Source organism: Streptomyces sp. ATexAB-D23 (assembly GCF_000373645.1).
GTDB lineage: Bacteria > Actinomycetota > Actinomycetes > Streptomycetales > Streptomycetaceae > Streptomyces > Streptomyces castrisilvae.
Map to the genome: position 1 here is coordinate 186777 of NZ_KB892046.1, position 16952 is coordinate 203728.

Genomic DNA, 16952 nt, shown 5'->3' on the forward strand with positions numbered 1-16952 from the left:
GGGCTCGGCTCAGATCTTCAGACCGGTGACGAACGACGTCCAGGCCGTGGGGGAGAACGTCAGGGACGGCCTGGACACGTCCTTGGAGTCGCGCACGGCCAGCCGCCTGTCGAACGGGGCGGTCTCCACGCAGTTGTTCATCCCCGTGCTGCGGCTGCTGCGCCGCCACCGTAACGCCTGCTGTGCGGGGCAATCCGACATGACGATTCCTCCGGGCAGTGGGGGGTCAGCGATCGTCGCGGTCGATCGCGGCGATCAGATCCAGCGAGTGCTCCGGCGACAGCGCGTGTGTCTGAAGGGTGCGGAAGGCCGAGCTGTACGCCGCAAGGTCTTCTTTCCGTTCCAGATAGAGGCTACTCGTCAGGTGGTCAAGAACGACTACGTCAAGGTCGGAAGCGGTCGGAAAGGAAAAGATAACGAAAGGGCTGGTTAGGCTCACATAGCCGCCGACCGAGAACGGCAGTATCTGAAGTCGGACATGTGGCAGTTGTGACACCCGTGCGAGATGGCGCAGCTGCTCGCGCATCACCCGCCGGCCCCCTACCTCCCGGCGCAGCACCGCCTCGTCGAGCACCGCGCTCAGCCGTAGCGGCGGATCGCTGCGCAGCACTCCCTGCCGGGTCAGCCGTACCTCCACCAGTGAGTCCACCTGGCCGGCCGGAAGTCCGTCGAGGGAGGCCCGGGTCACCGCGCGGGCGTAGTCGGCCGTCTGCAGCAGACCGGGCACCACCGACGTCTCCAGCGTGCGGGCCGTGCGCGCCTGCGACTCCAGGCTGATGAAGTCGCGGTACTGCGGAGGGATGAGACCGCGGTACGCGTGCCACCAGCCGGCGCCGCCCCCGCCCGCCGAACCGGCGAGCGCGCCCAGCACCTCGCGCAGCTTGGGGTCCTTCATGCCGTACGCGTCCAGCAGCCGTTGCACGTCCTCGGGCCGCACCCCGCTGACGCCCGTCTCGATGCGGCTCACCTTCGACTGGTGCCAGCCGAGCAGTCCCGCGGCCTCCCGGCTCGTGAGACCCGACGCGTGGCGCAGACTCCGCAGCTCCTCCCCGAGCTTGCGGCGCCGCACCGCAGGACCGTGCTGCATCTGATGGCTCCCTCCCGCTGCCTGCCGAGGGGACAGTGTGGCGCCCGCGCGGGTCCGAGTGGGGAGAGTTCACCGGTTTGAGCGACAGATATATGCATATCTTGGTGGATCGCCGTCGCAGGGGGCAGCATCGATGGCAATCTGGCGCCAAGTACAACCGGACCGCTCGCCGGCCCGGAACAGGTGGGAAAGGGACGGCTCGCCATGGCAGACCATCAAGAAGCACGTGTCACTCTGCCGAGCGAGCCGCTCTCGGTCGCCGAGGCCCGCAGGTACGTGGGCCGGGTCCTGGCCGAATGGGGCCTGCCCGAGGGCGCGGAGACGGCCGAGACCGTACGGCTCATTGTCTCGGAGCTCGCCACCAACGCCGTCCTGCACACGTTCGGTCTTTCGCCCACGTTCACCGTGGACCTGCGGCTGGAGCGCGAGGAACAGCTGCGCCTCGGCGTGACGGACAGCCATCCCCGCCGGCCCCAGCGGCTGCCCGCAGCGGTCCAGCAGGACAACGGACGCGGCCTGGTCATCATCCGCTCCCTCGCCAAGGAGTACGGCGGCCGGCTGTCCGTCACGCCCGCGCCCGACGGCGGCAAGACCGTCTGGGTCGCGCTCCCCTGGCACGTCCCCGTCCAGCCCTGAGGTCCGAAGCGCCCACGCGCCCGGCCGGGTCCGGGCGTCAGCCGACCCGGCCGTAGTAGACGCTCTTGGTCCAGATCTTCTCCAGGCGGACCACGGCGCCGGTCTTCGGCGAGTGCCAGATCTTGCCGCTGCCGGCGTAGATCCCCACGTGGTAGACGCTGCTGCCGGAATGGAAGAAGACCAGGTCGCCGCGCTGTCGCTTGGAGGCGGAGACGTGGCGGGTCTTGTTGTACTGCTGCTGGGCCGTGCGCGGGAGTTGCTTGCCGGCCTTCTTGAACGAGTACAGCGTCAGCCCCGAGCAGTCGAAGCGGCTGGGGCCGGTGGCGCCCCACCGGTAGGGCGCCCCCTTCTTCGACGCGGCGATGTTCAGGGCCTTCATCGAATGACCGGCGGCCTGGGCCTCGGGGGCGGCGCCGGGGACGAACAGCGTGCCGCCGACGGCGGCGAGCGTCATGGCCGAGGCCGTAGTGGCCCGGACGAGCAGAGACGGGACATGAACCTGCGCACTCATGCGCAACCCTTCGTCAGCCGCCTGTGAAGGATGACCTGTCGGGTTCGGGCTGGCGAAGTCGCCCGGCCGCACAAGGCGGCTTCACCCCGAGGGACCTCCGGAAAACCGGTCGTCCCGTAGTGCTCGGGTCCTCCACTCCTGCCGATCCACTCCTGTCGACCAGGCATCCGGACGGCGGCAGGACTCGGCGTCCGCCCGGACCGCCCCGCCGCGGTGGCGGGGGCTTGTCGTCCCAGGGATCTTGACTCACCGAGTGCCGGATTTCCGAGGTGAAACGGCCATAAGTGAAGATCCTCACGGATCGTCCGTTCGGGTGGACAGGCGGGCTTCCACCGCTCTGCGAGCCCCTTCCGGCCGTCGCCGTACCAGCGGTGTCGCGAAAGATCCCGGCCCCCGTGCATCGGAAACACGCAAGTCGAGCGGTCGCTCGCGCGAGTCGATGCCTACGCCGAACGAGCGAGGAAATTCGTTTCGCCCGTCGGGCGTGTCAACTAAGGGCTGTCCCGCAATTCCTGGCGGATCAGCGCGCGGCGTCAGATGCGGTGCATCGCAAGGCGGAGAGGCGCCCGCATACTGGATGTATTCGGGCGTTTGGACAACGCGGCGAGGTGCCGTAGCTGACGTCGTGCGCCCGCCAGGAATTGCGGGACAGCCCTTAGACGGGCCGGACGGCAGGATCCCCGCCGGAGGACCGGCTCAGAGCGCCCGGTCGTGCTCCCGCAGCCAGGCGTCCTCCACCGCGTAGTCGAAAAGCCCTGTGCCGTACGCCCGCACCATCGCGGGATAGGCATCCTGCCAGTCACGCCCCGCCAGCTGCGCGGTGATCCATTCGACGGTCTCCGGCAGCGACTCGGCGTACCCCGTCACCGGCCGGTACCCCAGCTCCCGCTCGGCGGCCGTCATGTCGTAGACGATGGGGTGCGGCGCGCTCCACGGCGTCGAGCCGACGCCCTCGGCCGGGGGCGCTCCCGGAATCAGCACCGTCTCCGTGCTCCGGCCCAGCACCGCGTCCACGGCCTCGCCGATCTCCGCGACCGTCGGCGCCTGCGGATCCGCGGAGTTCAGCACCCGGGAGCCGGGCCGGAGTGCGGCCAGCCGGATCAGCTCGGCGACGTTGGCCGCGTGCACGGGATGGAAACGTGACTTGCCCTCGTACGCCAGCACGCGCCGGGTCCGGCCGTCCAGCGCCCGTTTGACGAAGTACAGCTCGCGCGGCGAGCGGCAGTGTGGGCCGTGGACCGCGCCGGCCCGCAGCAGGGTGACGGGCAGTGTGCCGCCGGCAGCGAGGAGATCGCGCTCCAGACGGATCTTGCGGGTCGCGTACGTGTCCTCGCCCGGTGCGACAGTGGGCTGCGACTCGGGGATCGGCACCGGGTAGCGGGGCGATCCGTCCGGCTCCGCCTGGGTGTCGAAACTGCGGCCCTGCCCGTCCTCGTACACCGCGCCGCTGGAGACGACCACCGCCGAACCGATCCGGTCCGCGAGCCCGGTCAGCTGCCGGGCGTGCTGCCGCCCGTACGCCACCATGTCGACCAGGACGTCACAGCCCGGCCCCAGCGCCGCCGCGAGCGCGCTGTCCTCGTCGCGGTCCAGCGCGACCGTCCGGACCTCTTCGCCCCACTCCTGGTCACGGCCCCCGCCGCGCGAGGCCGCCGTCACCTTCCAGCCGTCCGCGACGAGCGAGCGCACAGTGGTCCGCCCGATCTGTCCCGCCGCTCCCAGTACCCATGCGTGTCCTCTGCTCATGCACCGAAGCTAGATCGGTTCCAAGGCCGCGACCACGAAGGTTCACCGATCGCGAATCCGCCCTCAGCGTCGCAGTTTCGGGAACCTGCCCGGCTGCCGCGCCTGGACGGCTTCCTTCACCTTGGCCGCGTACTCGTCGACGTACTCCTGGCCGGAGAGTCCGAGGATCGCGTACATGATCTCGTCGGTCACCGCGCGGACCGCCGCCTTCTGGTTCTCCAGGCCGGCGTAGCGGGAGAAGTCCAGCGGTTCGCCGAAGCGGATGGTGACCTGCTTGATACGGGGAAGGACCTTGCCGGGCGGCTGGATCTCGAAGGTGCCGACCATGGCGCACGGCACCACCGGCACCTGGGCGCGGATGGCCATGACCGCGACGCCGACCTTGCCCTTGTAGAGCCGGCCGTCGTGCGAGCGGGTCCCCTCCGGATAGATGCCCAGCAGCTCTCCCCGGCCCAGGACCCCGAGCCCCTCGCGGATCGCGGCCTGCCCCGCCTCCTTGCCCGACCGGTCCACAGGGATCTGCCCCGCGCTGCGGAAGAACGCGGCGGTCAGCCGGCCCTTCACCCCGGGACCGGTGAAGTACTCCGCCTTGGCGAGGAAGGTGATGCGCCGCTTGATGATCGAGGGCATCAGGAAGTGGTCGGAGAACGACAGGTGGTTGCCGGCGACGATCGCGGCGCCGTCGTCCGGAATATGCTCCGCGCCCTCGATGACCGGCCGGAACAACAGCCTCAACAGCGGCCCGATGAAGACGTACTTGAGGACGTAGTAGAACACGGTCTCTCCCCGGTCTGCTGGGTCAGCGGGTCAGCGAAGCGGCAGCGGCCGGTCGGTCCGCCCGCGGCGGCCGATCGTAGCCCGGTGAGACATGTACCCCGCGCTCACGCCCGAAAGCCGGGGCCCCTCACAGCCCCGTGCCGAAGTCCTGGGTCCAGACGATGCCGCCGGAGCTGTTCTGGATACCCACGCCCAGCTCCTTGAACGCGCAGTTCAGGATGTTCGCGCGGTGGCCGGGGCTGTTCATCCAGGAGTTCATCACATCGGCCGGTGTGCGCTGCCCCTTGGCTATGTTCTCGCCGTACGTGCTCCACCGGTAGCCGGCGGCGGTGATCCGGTCTCCGGGGCCCGACCCGTCCTGCGAGGTGTGCGAGAAGTAGTCGTGCGCGGCCATGTCCTCGGAATGCCGCTGCGCGGCGGTCGTCAGCTGCGCGTTGCCGCTCACCGGCCCACAGCCCTCCTTGGCGCGTTCGGTGTTGACCAGCGCCACCACCTGCTGCGCGTCGGAGGCCGGGCTCGGCGGGGGCTGGGGCGGGGCCGGACGGGTGGTGGGCGACGACGGGGCCGTCGGGGGGCGGCTGCTCGCGGTGGCCGTCTTCTTCGGCTTCGGCTTCGCCTTCGTCTTCGTGGGGGTGGGGCTCGCGCTCCGGCTGGGGGACGGCGAGGAGGAGGCGGACGGCGACAACGAGGGGGAGGGGACGGACGAGGCCGGCGTGGGGGAGGCGACGGCCGAAGGGGCGGACGCCACCCGCGTCGCCTCGCCGCTGTCGCCCGTCGACAGATGGACGGCCGCGCCCCCGGCGCCCAGGGCCCCCACAGCGACCACCGAGGCCACCACGGCGTTGCGCCGGCGCCGCCGCGCCTGGTCGCGCCGGAGCTCGGCCCGTCCCATTCGGCCGGGCACCGGCGTGGCGTACGCCACCTCGGCGAACCTCGCCGTGTGTCCGGCGCCCGCCACCGCGAGCGGCACCAGTGCCAGCCCGACCAGCAGCCCCTCGGCCGGGACCAGGCCCGCGCCGAACCCCGAGCAGACCGTGCAGCCGCGGGCGTGCCGCGCGATGCGTTTGCGCCACAGCGGCGAGGGCACCCCGTCCCACCCGACGAGGATGTCCTCCAGCAGGACGCACCGGGGCTGCGCGGCCAGCGCGCCCACCACCACCCTCGCGGTGTCCAGCTGCGCCTTCATCCGCTGCACGCGCACGGCGGTGTGCTCGGGGGAGAGGTTCATCGCCGCCGCCACCTCGGCCCGGGACAGCTCCCCGGCCGCTTCGAGCCACCACAGCGAAAGCAGTGCCCGGTCGTCCTCGTCCACCCAGCGGGTCGCCTCGGCGACCTGCCGGCGCTGTCCGGACAGACCGAGCCGCAATATGGTCACATCGACGAAATCGGCACCGGGGTCGGCGGTGTCACGGCCGGTGGCCAGCGGCTCGGCGGGTATGGGCGCGGTCTGCCGCTCCCGCCAGTGCCCGCGTATCTCGTTCATCGCGATGGCCACCAGCCAGGAGCGGAAACGCTCCGGCGTCCGCAGGCCGGGCAGTGCGCGCAGCATGCGCAGGACGGTCTCCTGCACGACGTCGTCCACGTCGGCGTGCCCGTTCAGCGCACGCCCGACGATGTTGTACAGCAGCGGCAGATAGTCCGCGACGAGCTGGTCCTTGGCGTCGGCGTCCCCGGCCCGCGCAGCCTTGATCAACGCCCTCTCGCGGTCCTTGCCCATGCTGTGCTCACTCTTCCCGAGTCCTGTTCCGGCTTCACGCACACCTGGGAGATGCGGCCCGGCGGGGACCATAACAAAAACCGGTCGATCACTTGTGCGCAATGGGTCCGGCCCCGCCACGTGGGTGGCGGGGCCGGACGGAGTCACCGGATCATCCGGCGGGTGTTCAGGGCGCGGTGCCCCAGGAGAGCGCACCGGCCACGTAGACGCCGACCTTCGAGGCGTCGGCGAAGCTGGTGGAGGTCGAGTAGCTGTAGTCGTCCGCCTCGTCGAAGTTGGACCAGTCACTCTTGTTCAGACGCAGCTGCATCTCACCGGTGGAGGCACCGGCCGCGAGGCTGCCACTGCCGAAGGAGACCTCCAGGTAGTGGCTGGCACCTGCCTCCGAGCCGCCCGTCTTCACGCCGAGCGTCAGGTTGCCGCAGCCCAGGACCGCGTAGTCGCACGCGGTGCCGAAGGTGGACGAACCGGACTCCGGGGTGAACCAGTAGCGCAGCTTCACCGTGGACAGGTCGACCGCGGTGCTGCCGGTGTTGACCAGCTGGAGACCCATCCGGATCTGGTTGTCGGTCGCGGAGGAGTCATTGTTCTTGTACTGGACCTTCAGGGCGCCCGTACCGGTGCCGCCACCCGCGGAGGTGGTGGCCGAGAGGGCCGAGGAGGCCGCCGAGACGTTGCCGGCCGCGTCCTTCGCCTTGACCGTGTAGCTGTAGGCGGTCGAGGCCGAAAGGCCCGTGTCCGTGTACGAGGTCGTGGTGGAGGTGCCCACCTGGACGCCGTCGCGGTACACGGTGTAGCCCGTCACGCCGGTGTCGTCGCTCGACGCCGTCCAGGACAGCGAGACGCTGCTGCTGGTCTTCGCCGTGGCCGTCAGACCGGTCGGCGCGGTCGGCGCCTGGGTGTCATCGTCGCCGCCGCCGTTGTCACCGCCGCCGTTGTCGCCACCGCCGTTGTTGTCGATCGGCGGGTAGGCGTTGCGCACCAGCTCCTGGAACTGCGCGGAGAACCAGTGGCCAGCGACCGGGGAGTTCGGCAGCGCACCGCTCATGCTGTTGCCGTTGCGGCCGTTACCGGTGTACGTGGGGTCGCACATCCGGTCGAAGCCCTTGCCCTCGTCGTTGTCCTCGGGCTGGCTGCTGCCGTCCGACTCCCCCGGGGGCTTCGCCCACACGTAGGCGTCGATCCCGGCCTCCGGGGCGGTGGTGGGCCGCTCACCGATGCCGGCACCGGTCTGGTTGCACCAGTTCCCGGCGTGGATGCGCCGGTCGACCCGGCCACCGTCCACATACGCGTCCACGCTGGTCAGCGGGCCCGCCGAGGTGGGCCGGTCGGGGCCGCCCCAGCCGTTGCGGGCGGTGTCGATCAGCATGCCGATGTTCGAGTTGAAGCCCTCGCTCACCAGCAGGGTGCGCAGGGCCTGGGCGAACGACAGCTCATCGACGTAGTAGTTCCAGTCGACCCACTTCGACTGGCGCACGGTGGTGCCGTTCACCGAGTCGGTGACATCGAAGTTCGGCTCCTTGAGAGCCGAGTAGTTGGCCGTGTTCACAATGAAGCCGGCGACGTCGTCGACCGTGGCGCCCTCGGAGGTGGCCGCCTTCTTGAACTCGGTCGCGGCCGGGCCCATGTTGGAGTCCCAGCCCAGCCAGCCGTGGTGAGCCGCGTCCACGTAGTTGTAGACGTTGGGAATGGCACCCAGGGTGTGCAGGGCGTAGCCGACACCCTTCTCGTAGTTGCCGTTGGCCTTCATCACCGCGCAGGCGTCGGTCGAGCCCTCGGTGCCGCCCGCGTTGGTGACGAGGTTGGGCAGCGAGTCGGGCTCGATGATCGTGACGATGCGCAGGTCGGCGTAGGCCGGGTCGGCGAGGATCTCGGAGATCGGGTCGATGTACTCCGTCTTGTACCGGTCGAGCTCCGTGGGGCCGAGCTCGCCGTTGGACGCCAGCGCCGCGCAGTCGCGCCCCGGCAGGTCGTAGATGACGACCTGGAAGAGGTTCGCACCCTGGTCGAGGGCGGTGTCCAGGTGCTCGCGCAGGCTCATCGCCTCGGACGAGCCGCCGATGGCCGCGATACGGTCCATCCAGACGAAGCCCGGGGTGTCGGCGATGGCGGCGCCGCCCGGTTCGGCGGCGGCCTTGGCGGACCAGTCGGGGTTCACGTAGGCCTTGGCGCCGACGTAGGGGTTGTCGACCCGGGCAGCCGCCGCGTCGGCGGTGGTGGGGATGGCCACCGCCAGGGCTGCGCCCATGGCCAGGGCGGAGACTGCGGCCAGCCTCCTGCGTAGCCCTTGCTTGATGGTGCCTCTGGTACTCATGCGGCTCCGTGCTCCTCTCGTACGCCTGCGGAAACTCCCCGCAGACGGGTTCATGGGGGGTGCTGCCCGATGGCGGGCTCAGCGGGGTGAGTGATAGACCCGCCATCGGGAGTGGTGGGGTGACCGGTGTCTCAGCCGGTCAGGGCTCGACTCCCCAGGCCAGGGCGCCCGCGACGTAGGCGCCGACCTTGGAGGAGTCCGCGTACGCGGTGATGGTGGCCCGGCTGTAGTCGTCGCTCTCGTCGAAGTTCGACCAGTCGCTCTTGTTGATCCGCAGCTGGATCTCGCCCGTGGAGGCGCCGGCGGCCAGGGTGCCCGCCCCGCCCGTGAAGCCGATCTCCAGATAGCGGTCCGCACCGGCCTTCGGGCTCGGGACGGCCACCACCGTGTGCGTGATGTTGGACGAGCCGAGCGCGGCGTAGTCGCAGTACGTGCCGAAGGTGCTCGGACCGCCGTCGGCGGTGAACCAGTACCGCAGCTTCACCGTCGTCAGGTCGATCGGGGCGCTGCCGGTGTTCACCAGCTGGAGGGCCGGCCGGATCTGGTTGTCGCCTGCGGCGGAGTCGGTGTTCTTGTACTGCACCTTGACCGCGCCGGTCCCGGTCGAGCCGTCCGCCTTCGTGGTGGCGAGGACCGCGTCGGACAGCGCCGATGTGTTGCCGCCGGCGTCCCGCGCCGCGACCGCGTAGGTGTACTCGGTGGCAGCGGCGAGCCCGGTGTCGGTGAACGCCGGCCCGGTCGCGTTGCCGGCCAGCACACCGTTGCGGTACACGTCGTAGCCGGTCACCGCCACGTTGTCGGTGGCGGCCGACCAGGAGAGCGAGACGCTGTCCTTGGTGGTCGCGGACACCGTGACGCCCGTCGGGGACGTGGGGGGCTCGGTGTCGCCGCCCGGCTCACCGCCGCCGCCCTCCACCAGCAGCTCCGCGTAGATCGCGAAGGCGAGCGCGAGCGCCGCCTGCGCCCAGAACCGGTGGTAGGTGAAGGTCGGGGCGTCGCCGCCGTCGAGATAGGCCTGCACCTTCGGCCAGTCCGGATCGTCCTTGTACCAGCTGCGGATGCCGATGAAGGTCGAACCGGGCTGGATCGGGTCGCCGTTGGGCATGGTGCCCGACCAGCCGGAGGGGATGTACACCTCGTCGTCGAAGCGGTTGTAGTCGAGCCGCGTCTCCGGGACCGAGATGCCCTTGTCCGTGGTGTTCAGCGCCATCGCGTCCAGCAGCGCCTTCGCCAGCGCCGCCGCGTCCTCGTCACCCGACTTGGCGGCGTAGTAGGTGAGCGTCTTGACGTACGCGGCGCCCACGCCGACGTCGTTGGCGTAGTCGACGACCGAGACGTGCAGACCGGCGTTGTCGCCGGGCGAGGCCGCGTCCCAGGTGTCCGGCTGACCGGTCCAGTTCAGGGTGGAGGGGAAGCGGAAGCTCCCGTCGGCGCCCACCGTCGTCTCGCTCGACGCCCAGGCGACCCACTTGGACAGCACCGCTTCGGCGGCCGCGTTGCCGGTGACGTAGTAGTACGCGGCGACCCGCTCCATGCCCCAGGCCTGGAAACCGAACCAGTTGTTGCTCGCCGGGTCGTGGTAGACCGGCTGCCAGTCGTACGCCATCCCGTAGAAGGTCGGCGTCCCGGCCGGCGGTGTGCTGTAGCTGCCCTCCCAGCTGTTGGTGCAGCCGCCCGCGAGGGCGCCCTCGCTGGACTGGAGCCAGGTCAGGAACTCCAGCTGCCGGGTCAGGCTCTTGGACCAGTCCGATTTGGCGGTCGCGGACTTCGGGGTCAGCGACGGCACGTTGGACAGCGCCCACGCGGCCAGCGGGTTCTGGTAGCCCTGGTGCGAGGCACCGTCACCGATGCGCCACGCCCAGCCGCCGCCGCTGCCCGCCGCGGCCCCGCCCCAGGCGTAGTACCACGACAGCAGGTAGTGCTGGGAGTCCCGGCCGGACGCCGCGGGGCAGGAGTTCGGGTCGGTGCAGTCGCCGATCCGCTTGAAGTACTTGTCGAACATGGCGTAGCGCAGGTAGTCGCCCATCTTGGCGGCCTTCGCCACCGAGTCCGCGACCTGGCTCTCCTTGCCCTGCTCCGAGGCCCAGCGGTACGCCCAGTAGGCAGCCTGCACCGCGCGGGCGTCGGCGTCCGGCGCGTTGGTGTACTTCCACTGCTCGGCGTAGGCGGAGTCCCCGACGAACAGGTCGAGGTAGCCGTTGGGGCCGCCGTACTCGAAGAGGTCGGTGGTCGGCTGCGGGACCGTCTCCCACACCGACTCCTGCGCACCGCGCTGGTAGGTGTTGATGAAGGAGGCGCCGGCACCGGGCCCGGACTCGCCGCCGGTTCCCGGCTTGTTGCCGTAGCCGTAGACGTTGTCCAGGTCCATCAGCCAGTGCATGCCGTAGATGTCCATCGTCCCGTAGGACGAGGCGAGTTCGGACGAAAGGGGGTCGGTGCCCACCGCGACGTTGCCGTCCAGGGCTGAGGGGTAGCCGTCCGGCAGCGGGTGCTCCGGCGCGTACGTCGCGGGCGCCGACGGGTTGTAGGAATCGCTGGTGGACTGGTCGGCGTGCTGCGGGATGATGGTCTTCTCCGCCACCGCCCAGGCCGCGTTGAAGGGGGCCCAGTCACCCGTCACCCGACCGTACGCCGCCTCCAGCCACATCCAGAAGCTGACGGCCTCCGACGTGGTCTGGTGGCCGTGGTCGGGAGCCTCGACCATCAGGGTCTCGACCGAGTGGTAGGGGAGACCGTCGGGGCTGAAGTAGCCGTTGGCGGCTTCCTTGATCTTGCCGTACTGGGTGAGGAAGGCCTGGGTGTACGGGTCGTCGCCCGCGGCGGCGGCTCGGGTGCCGGTACCGGACTGCGCCGGGGCCGGCTTGGCGACGGCAGTGCCCTGCACCAGGCCCAGGGCGAGCACGCTGCCGCCCAGGGCGCTGCTGAACGTTCTCCGTGATATCGACACAAATCCTCCAGTGGCGGGTGTCGTCGGGGGAGGGGAGGAGGGAATCCGTGGGGACGGGGGTGCGGTGAATGCGGGGGAGGAGCAGAGGAAGGGAGGGGAGAGGGGGCCGGTGGTGGCCCGGGGGTCAGGGCTCGATGCCCCAGACCAGGTCGCCGCCGGCGTACACGGTGATCTTCGAGGCGTCCGCGTACGAGGTGCCGGCGCCGTAGCTGTAGTCGTCCGACTCGTCGAAGTTCGACCAGTCCGTCTTGCTCAGGCGCAGCTGGATCTCGCCGGTCGACGCTCCGGGGGCCAGGCTCCCGCTCGTGAAGCCCACTTCGAGGTAGTGGTCGGCCCCGGCCTTCGGGGTGCTCGCCGCGACCACCCGGTGCGTGACCGTGGAGCAGTCGAGGGGCGACCAGTCGCACCAACTGCCGTACGTCGTGGCGCCGTTGTCACCGGAGAACCAGTAGCGGACGGTCACCGACGGCAGGCTCACCGCGCCGGTGCCGGTGTTCACGAGTTGGAGACCGGGCTTGATCTGGTTGTCACCGGCCGAGGCGTCGCTGCTGCGGTACTGCACCTTCAGCGTCCCGGAGGTGGAACCGTCGTCGCCCCCGTCGTCCCCGCCGTCGTCGCCTCCGCCCGGCTCGCCGCCCAGCGAGGTGCGCACGGCGTCGTAGGCGGGCTTCGGGGCCAGGTCGTCGTCGTACAGATTGGCGGCGCCCTCGCCGGGGAAGGTGCTCGGAACCCAGGAGTACTTGTCCGTGTAGTCCCAGATGGTGATGCCGACGCAGCGCCCGACCGCGAGGCAGGCGTCGACGACCTGCCCGTAGTACGAGGACTGGGTGGCGAGCTTGGCGGCATCGGCCGGAAGCTGCATGCGCACGTCAAGTTCGGTGACGGCTACATCGAGTCCGAGATCGGCGAAGCGCTGCATGTTCGCCTGCATCTGGTACGGGAAGCCGTACTGGATCGCCAGGTGCGCCTGCATCCCGACCCCGTCGAGCGGTACGCCCTCGTCGAGCAGCTCGCTCACCAGCTCGTACATGGCATCGCTCTTCGCGCCCATGCCCTCGATGTTGTAGTCGTTGATATAGAGCTTGGCGTCCGGGTCGGCGGCGTGCGCCGCGCGCAGGGCGGTGGCGATGTAGTCACTGCCCATGGCCGTGTAGAACGGGCTCGTGCGGAAGGTCCCGTCCTCGTTGAACGGCTCGTTCACGACGTCCCAGGCGGCCACCTCGCCGCGGTAGTGGGTGGCCTCCGCGGTGATGTGGTCGGTCATGGCCGTCTCGACCTGCGCGGACGGCAGCGAGCCGACCCAGCCGGGCAGCTGGCTGTGCCAGACCAGGGTGTGTCCGCGCACGGTCTGGCCGTGCTGCTGGGCGAAGTCGGTGATCACGTCGCCCTTGGTGAAGTCGAACTGGCCCTGTGCGGGCTCGATGGTGTCCCACTTCATGGAGTTGCCCGGGGTGATCTGCCCGAACTCGGAGCCCAGGATCTCCGCGTAGGCGGCATCGGGCAGCTCGGGGTTGTCGGTGGCGGAACCGAAATACCTGCCCTGGGCGGCGGCGAGGTCGTGCAGTGTGTCCTGCGGGGCGGCTGACGCCGGCCCGCCCACCAGACCGGTGGCAAGGGCGAGAGTGCCGACCAGGAGGGCCGGGAGCCCTCCGGTGCGACGGGGCCTACAGCGCTTCACCAAGCTCATGACGAACGCCTTCCTCTGCCGGGCAGCGTGGATCGTCGCGGGGTGCGCGGCTGCGCCCCGCAACGCCCTTACCGCCAACCGGTGTTGGGGGAGAAGGGAGGGGGTGGAGTGTGCAAGTCTTGATTGTGGGAGCGCTCCCAAGGTGGCGTGGCGACAGGCACCTGTCAAGAGTTAAATCGCAACTGCCTTACGGGCACGTGAACGCGGCCACACGTCGAACGGGCCTGTAGCGCAGCGTTGTTGACGCGTGGGTAAGGAACGGCCGGCGCCCGCCGGGACGCCCGCCGCCACCCCTGCCCGACGCCGGCCCGGGGCGCCTGCGGAAGGGGCGGCCGGGCCCCGCTTCACGTGTTCGCGATCGCACGCGCGAGGCCGGCTGCGGGCACCTTCGGGGCCGGGGCACGGAAGCACCGACGTGCACGTGCCGTGACGGACGGTGAGGCCGACCGCCGCCGCCGTACCGGTGCGGGGCGGGGTGCCCGCACTCCCGGACCGGGCGCGAAGCGGCAGGAGAACGACGCCCTGAGCGCCGACGAGAGGCCCGACCGCGGCTCTCGCGCCCACGGCCCGCGGCGGCCGTCCGTGTACGGGTGGTAACGGAAAGTGGCCGAAGTGAGGGGTGATGCCCGAGGGATGAGCGAGCCCTTCGCGGTGCCCGGAAGCCGCTGTCGCCGTACGCGAAGGCGTACGTGGGCGGACACCGCGCCCACGGCCATGCCGGGCCCGCGAGGCGATCGGAGAGCCTCGCCGGGGCGCCCGCGAGCGGGTCCGCAGGCGGCGTCCGCGGGGGCGCGACGGATGGATTCGGGCGCCTCCGGGCGGGCACCGTATACGGCCGTTCACCCCGGCGTCATGCGGCGCGGGCCAGCGACCGCGCGGCCACGGACGCCGTCGCGGAGGCGGCCGATCACGCGCACACCACCCTCGCGGGCGGGCCGGATGCGCCGCCCGCGCCAAGGGCCTGTCCGGTCGTGCTCCGCCGGACAGGCCCCAGGAGGTGTCGGAACCGCTCTCCAGGTCAGGTCTCCCGGGTCGCGGCCATCCCTATCGTGATCAGTCCCAGCAGCACCCAGCCGAACCAGAGCCAGCCGTTGCTTCCCAGTGCCACCGTGTAGGCGGTCACCGCCACCAGAGCGCCTGCGGTGAGCATTCCCATCGTCTTCGTGGATCCGGACATGCGCGCACCCTCCTAGGTACCGTCCGGAGTTCCCCGTCCGCGCCCCGCCGTCCGGCACACACGCTCCGACCGCCGTCGCGCCCGCGCTCCGCGCGGACGACGGGGGAACTCCGGACAGGACCTCATCGGCCGCGCGGCCGTGACTCCATCGTCACCCGGATGGCGCCTCCGCCGCTACTGTCCGCGCGCCTGCAACGACGCGAGATACGCGTTGTACGCCTGGAGCTCCTGATCGCCGTCCCGGTCCGCGGCCCGGTCCGAGCGCTTCGCCGTCCGCTGCTCCGAGCGGTACCACTGGAACACCAGGGCCACCAGAACCAGCACCGAGGGGATCTCGCTGAACGCCCAGGCGATGCCGCCCGCCGCGCTCTGGTCGGACAGCGCGTCGATGCCGAGCGAGGCCGGAGGGTTCTTGTACACCTCCACCATCGGCTGGGACGCCATCATGAGCGCGATCCCGAAGAAGGCGTGGAACGGCATCCCGGCGAACAGCTCCAGCATCCGCATCACATACCCCGGCCGGTGCGGTCCGGGGTCGACGCCCATGATCGGCCAGAAGAAGACCAGACCGACCGCCAGGAAGTGGACCATCATTCCCAGATGCCCGGCCGTCGAGCCCATCAGATAGTCGAAGAGCGGGGTGAAGTACAGCGCGTACAGGCTGGCGATGAACAGCGGGATCGTGAACGCGGGATGCGTGACGACCTTCATGTACCGGCTGTGCAGCAGCATCAGGAGCAGCTCGCGCGGCCCCTTCGAACCACGCCGCGCCACCGGGAGCGCACGCAGCGCGAGCGTCACGGGAGCGCCCAGCAGCAGCAGGATCGGCGACAGCATGCTGATCACCATGTGCTGCACCATGTGCACGCTGAACATGACCATGCCGTAGTCGTTGAGCCGGGTGCACATCACCAGGGCGATGGTCAGCACCCCGACGACGAAGAGGACCGTGCGCGCCACCGGCCACTCGTCCCCGCGTCTGCGCAGCCGCAGCACCCCGTACCCGTACAGGAGCACGGCGAGGACGCAGCCGGTCAGGAAGAACGGGTCCGCGGAGAGGTGGAGCCCCCGTCCCAGCGTGAACGGCGGCAGGTCCATGTTCATGCCGTGCCCGCTGTGATCCATCTGTTCACTCCCGATGGGAACGCCGGGACGTCCCTGTTTCGTGCTGGTTGTCCCGACCAGAGTAGAACTGCCCCCGGCCGCGGATGCGGCCGGGGGCAGTCTCGGGTCGTGGTGTCGCTCAGAGCACGCACTCCACCTCGGCGTACCGCTCGGCGGGCACCGTCTTCAGCGTCTCCACGGCATGCGCCAGCGGGACCATGACGATGTCCGTGCCGCGCAGCGCCGTCATCATGCCGAACTCGCCGCGGTGCGCGGCCTCCACCGCGTGCCAGCCGAAGCGGGTCGCGAGGACCCTGTCGTACGCGGTCGGGGTGCCGCCGCGCTGCACATGGCCGAGGATCACCGGCCGGGCCTCCTTGCCGAGCCGCTGTTCCAGCTCGATGGAGAGCTGGGTCGCCACGCCCGTGAAGCGCTCGTGCCCGTAGATGTCCTTGACGCCCGACTCGAACTCCATGGAGCCCTCGCGCGGCTTCGCGCCCTCGGCGACCACCACGATCGCGAACTTCTTGCCGGCCGAGAAGCGGCGGCCCACCAGCTCCGTCAGCTCGTCGATGTCGAAGGGGCGCTCGGGGACGACGACGGCGTGCGCACCCGCCGCCATGCCCGAGTGCAGGGCGATCCAGCCGGTGTGCCGGCCCATGACCTCGACGATCATGACCCGCTGGTGCGACTCGGCGGTGGTCTTCAGCCGGTCGAGCGCCTCGGTGGCGACTCCGACGGCGGTGTCGAAGCCGAAGGTGACGTCGGTGGAGGCGATGTCGTTGTCGATGGTCTTCGGTACGCCGACGATCGGCAGCCCTGCCTCGGACAGCAGGTTCGCCGCCTTGAGGGTGCCCTCGCCGCCGATCGGAATGATCGCGTCGAGACCGAGATCCCGGACGTGGCCCCTGGCCTGCTCGATGCCGCCGCGCAGATGCGCGGGCTGGACCCGGGAGGAGCCGAGGATGGTGCCGCCGCGGGCGAGGATGCCGCCGACCGCGTCCAGGTCGAGCTTGCGGTAGTCGCACTCCAGGAGGCCCCGCCAGCCGTCGTGGAAGCCGATGACCTCGTCGCCGTGGTCGACCACAGCACGGTGGACGACGGACCGGATGACCGCATTGAGGCCGGGGCAGTCGCCGCCGGAGGTGAGCACACCAATTCGCATTGCCCGGGAAACCTTTGCAACGTGGGCCGACGACCGGACCACGTCGTCCGGTTGGATCCCCGCCACCCTACCGGCGCAGGGTGG

13 protein-coding genes and 1 riboswitch are annotated in these 16952 nt (G+C 70.4%); of the genes, 1 reads left to right on the forward strand and 12 read right to left on the reverse strand.

What is annotated here, in order from left to right:
* Positions 1 to 9: 9 nt before the first annotated feature.
* Positions 10 to 201 (reverse strand): DUF397 domain-containing protein, encoded by a 192-nt coding sequence (locus B082_RS0128625; RefSeq protein ID WP_026250300.1) that lies wholly within the window; start codon positions 199 to 201, stop codon positions 10 to 12.
* A 25-nt stretch (positions 202 to 226) separates the two neighbouring features.
* Complete coding sequence (locus B082_RS0128630) at positions 227 to 1087, reverse strand: helix-turn-helix domain-containing protein (RefSeq protein WP_018555233.1); 861 nt, start codon at positions 1085 to 1087, stop codon at positions 227 to 229.
* Between the two features lie 204 nt (positions 1088 to 1291).
* Here B082_RS0128630 and B082_RS0128635 point away from each other — a divergent pair, with 204 nt between their 5' ends.
* A complete protein-coding gene (locus B082_RS0128635) occupies positions 1292 to 1723 on the forward strand; it encodes an ATP-binding protein (RefSeq protein WP_018555234.1) in 432 nt (143 codons plus the stop codon).
* 37 nt (positions 1724 to 1760) lie between these two features.
* On the opposite strand, the gene B082_RS0128640 is transcribed toward B082_RS0128635, so the two are convergent.
* The 10 genes from B082_RS0128640 to B082_RS0128690 all read right to left on the reverse strand — a co-directional run bounded on the left by B082_RS0128640 (position 1761) and on the right by B082_RS0128690 (position 16868).
* On the reverse strand, positions 1761 to 2234 hold the full coding sequence (locus B082_RS0128640) for a C40 family peptidase (protein WP_018555235.1): 474 nt from the start codon (positions 2232 to 2234) through the stop codon (positions 1761 to 1763).
* Between the two features lie 3 nt (positions 2235 to 2237).
* Positions 2238 to 2434, reverse strand: a riboswitch (cyclic di-AMP (ydaO/yuaA leader).
* Positions 2435 to 2930: 496 nt separating this feature from the next.
* Positions 2931 to 3980, reverse strand: coding sequence for an NAD-dependent epimerase/dehydratase family protein (locus tag B082_RS0128645; RefSeq protein WP_037711082.1), 1050 nt, complete (start codon positions 3978 to 3980; stop codon positions 2931 to 2933).
* Positions 3981 to 4043: 63 nt separating this feature from the next.
* Positions 4044 to 4757 carry a lysophospholipid acyltransferase family protein gene (locus B082_RS0128650; protein ID WP_018555237.1) on the reverse strand — a complete coding sequence of 238 codons (714 nt, stop codon included), beginning with the start codon at positions 4755 to 4757 and terminating at the stop codon, positions 4044 to 4046.
* Between the two features lie 127 nt (positions 4758 to 4884).
* Positions 4885 to 6474, reverse strand: coding sequence for a sigma-70 family RNA polymerase sigma factor (locus B082_RS0128655; RefSeq protein ID WP_018555238.1), 1590 nt, complete (start codon positions 6472 to 6474; stop codon positions 4885 to 4887).
* Positions 6475 to 6640: 166 nt separating this feature from the next.
* A complete protein-coding gene (locus B082_RS0128660) occupies positions 6641 to 8788 on the reverse strand; it encodes a glycoside hydrolase family 6 protein (RefSeq protein WP_026250302.1) in 2148 nt (715 codons plus the stop codon).
* A 139-nt stretch (positions 8789 to 8927) separates the two neighbouring features.
* Positions 8928 to 11690 carry a glycoside hydrolase family 48 protein gene (locus B082_RS0128665; RefSeq protein WP_018555240.1) on the reverse strand — a complete coding sequence of 921 codons (2763 nt, stop codon included), beginning with the start codon at positions 11688 to 11690 and terminating at the stop codon, positions 8928 to 8930.
* Between the two features lie 169 nt (positions 11691 to 11859).
* Complete coding sequence (locus B082_RS0128670) at positions 11860 to 13422, reverse strand: endo-1,4-beta-xylanase (protein WP_018555241.1); 1563 nt, start codon at positions 13420 to 13422, stop codon at positions 11860 to 11862.
* A gap of 1018 nt (positions 13423 to 14440) precedes the next feature.
* Positions 14441 to 14599, reverse strand: a complete 159-nt coding sequence (locus tag B082_RS39600) for a hypothetical protein (RefSeq protein WP_018522815.1) — start codon at positions 14597 to 14599, stop codon at positions 14441 to 14443.
* A 174-nt stretch (positions 14600 to 14773) separates the two neighbouring features.
* Entirely contained in the window at positions 14774 to 15724 is a 951-nt protein-coding gene (locus tag B082_RS0128685) for a cytochrome c oxidase assembly protein (RefSeq protein WP_018555243.1), read from the reverse strand.
* Positions 15725 to 15842: 118 nt separating this feature from the next.
* A complete protein-coding gene (locus B082_RS0128690) occupies positions 15843 to 16868 on the reverse strand; it encodes a 6-phosphofructokinase (protein ID WP_026250304.1) in 1026 nt (341 codons plus the stop codon).
* Positions 16869 to 16952 lie beyond the last annotated feature (84 nt).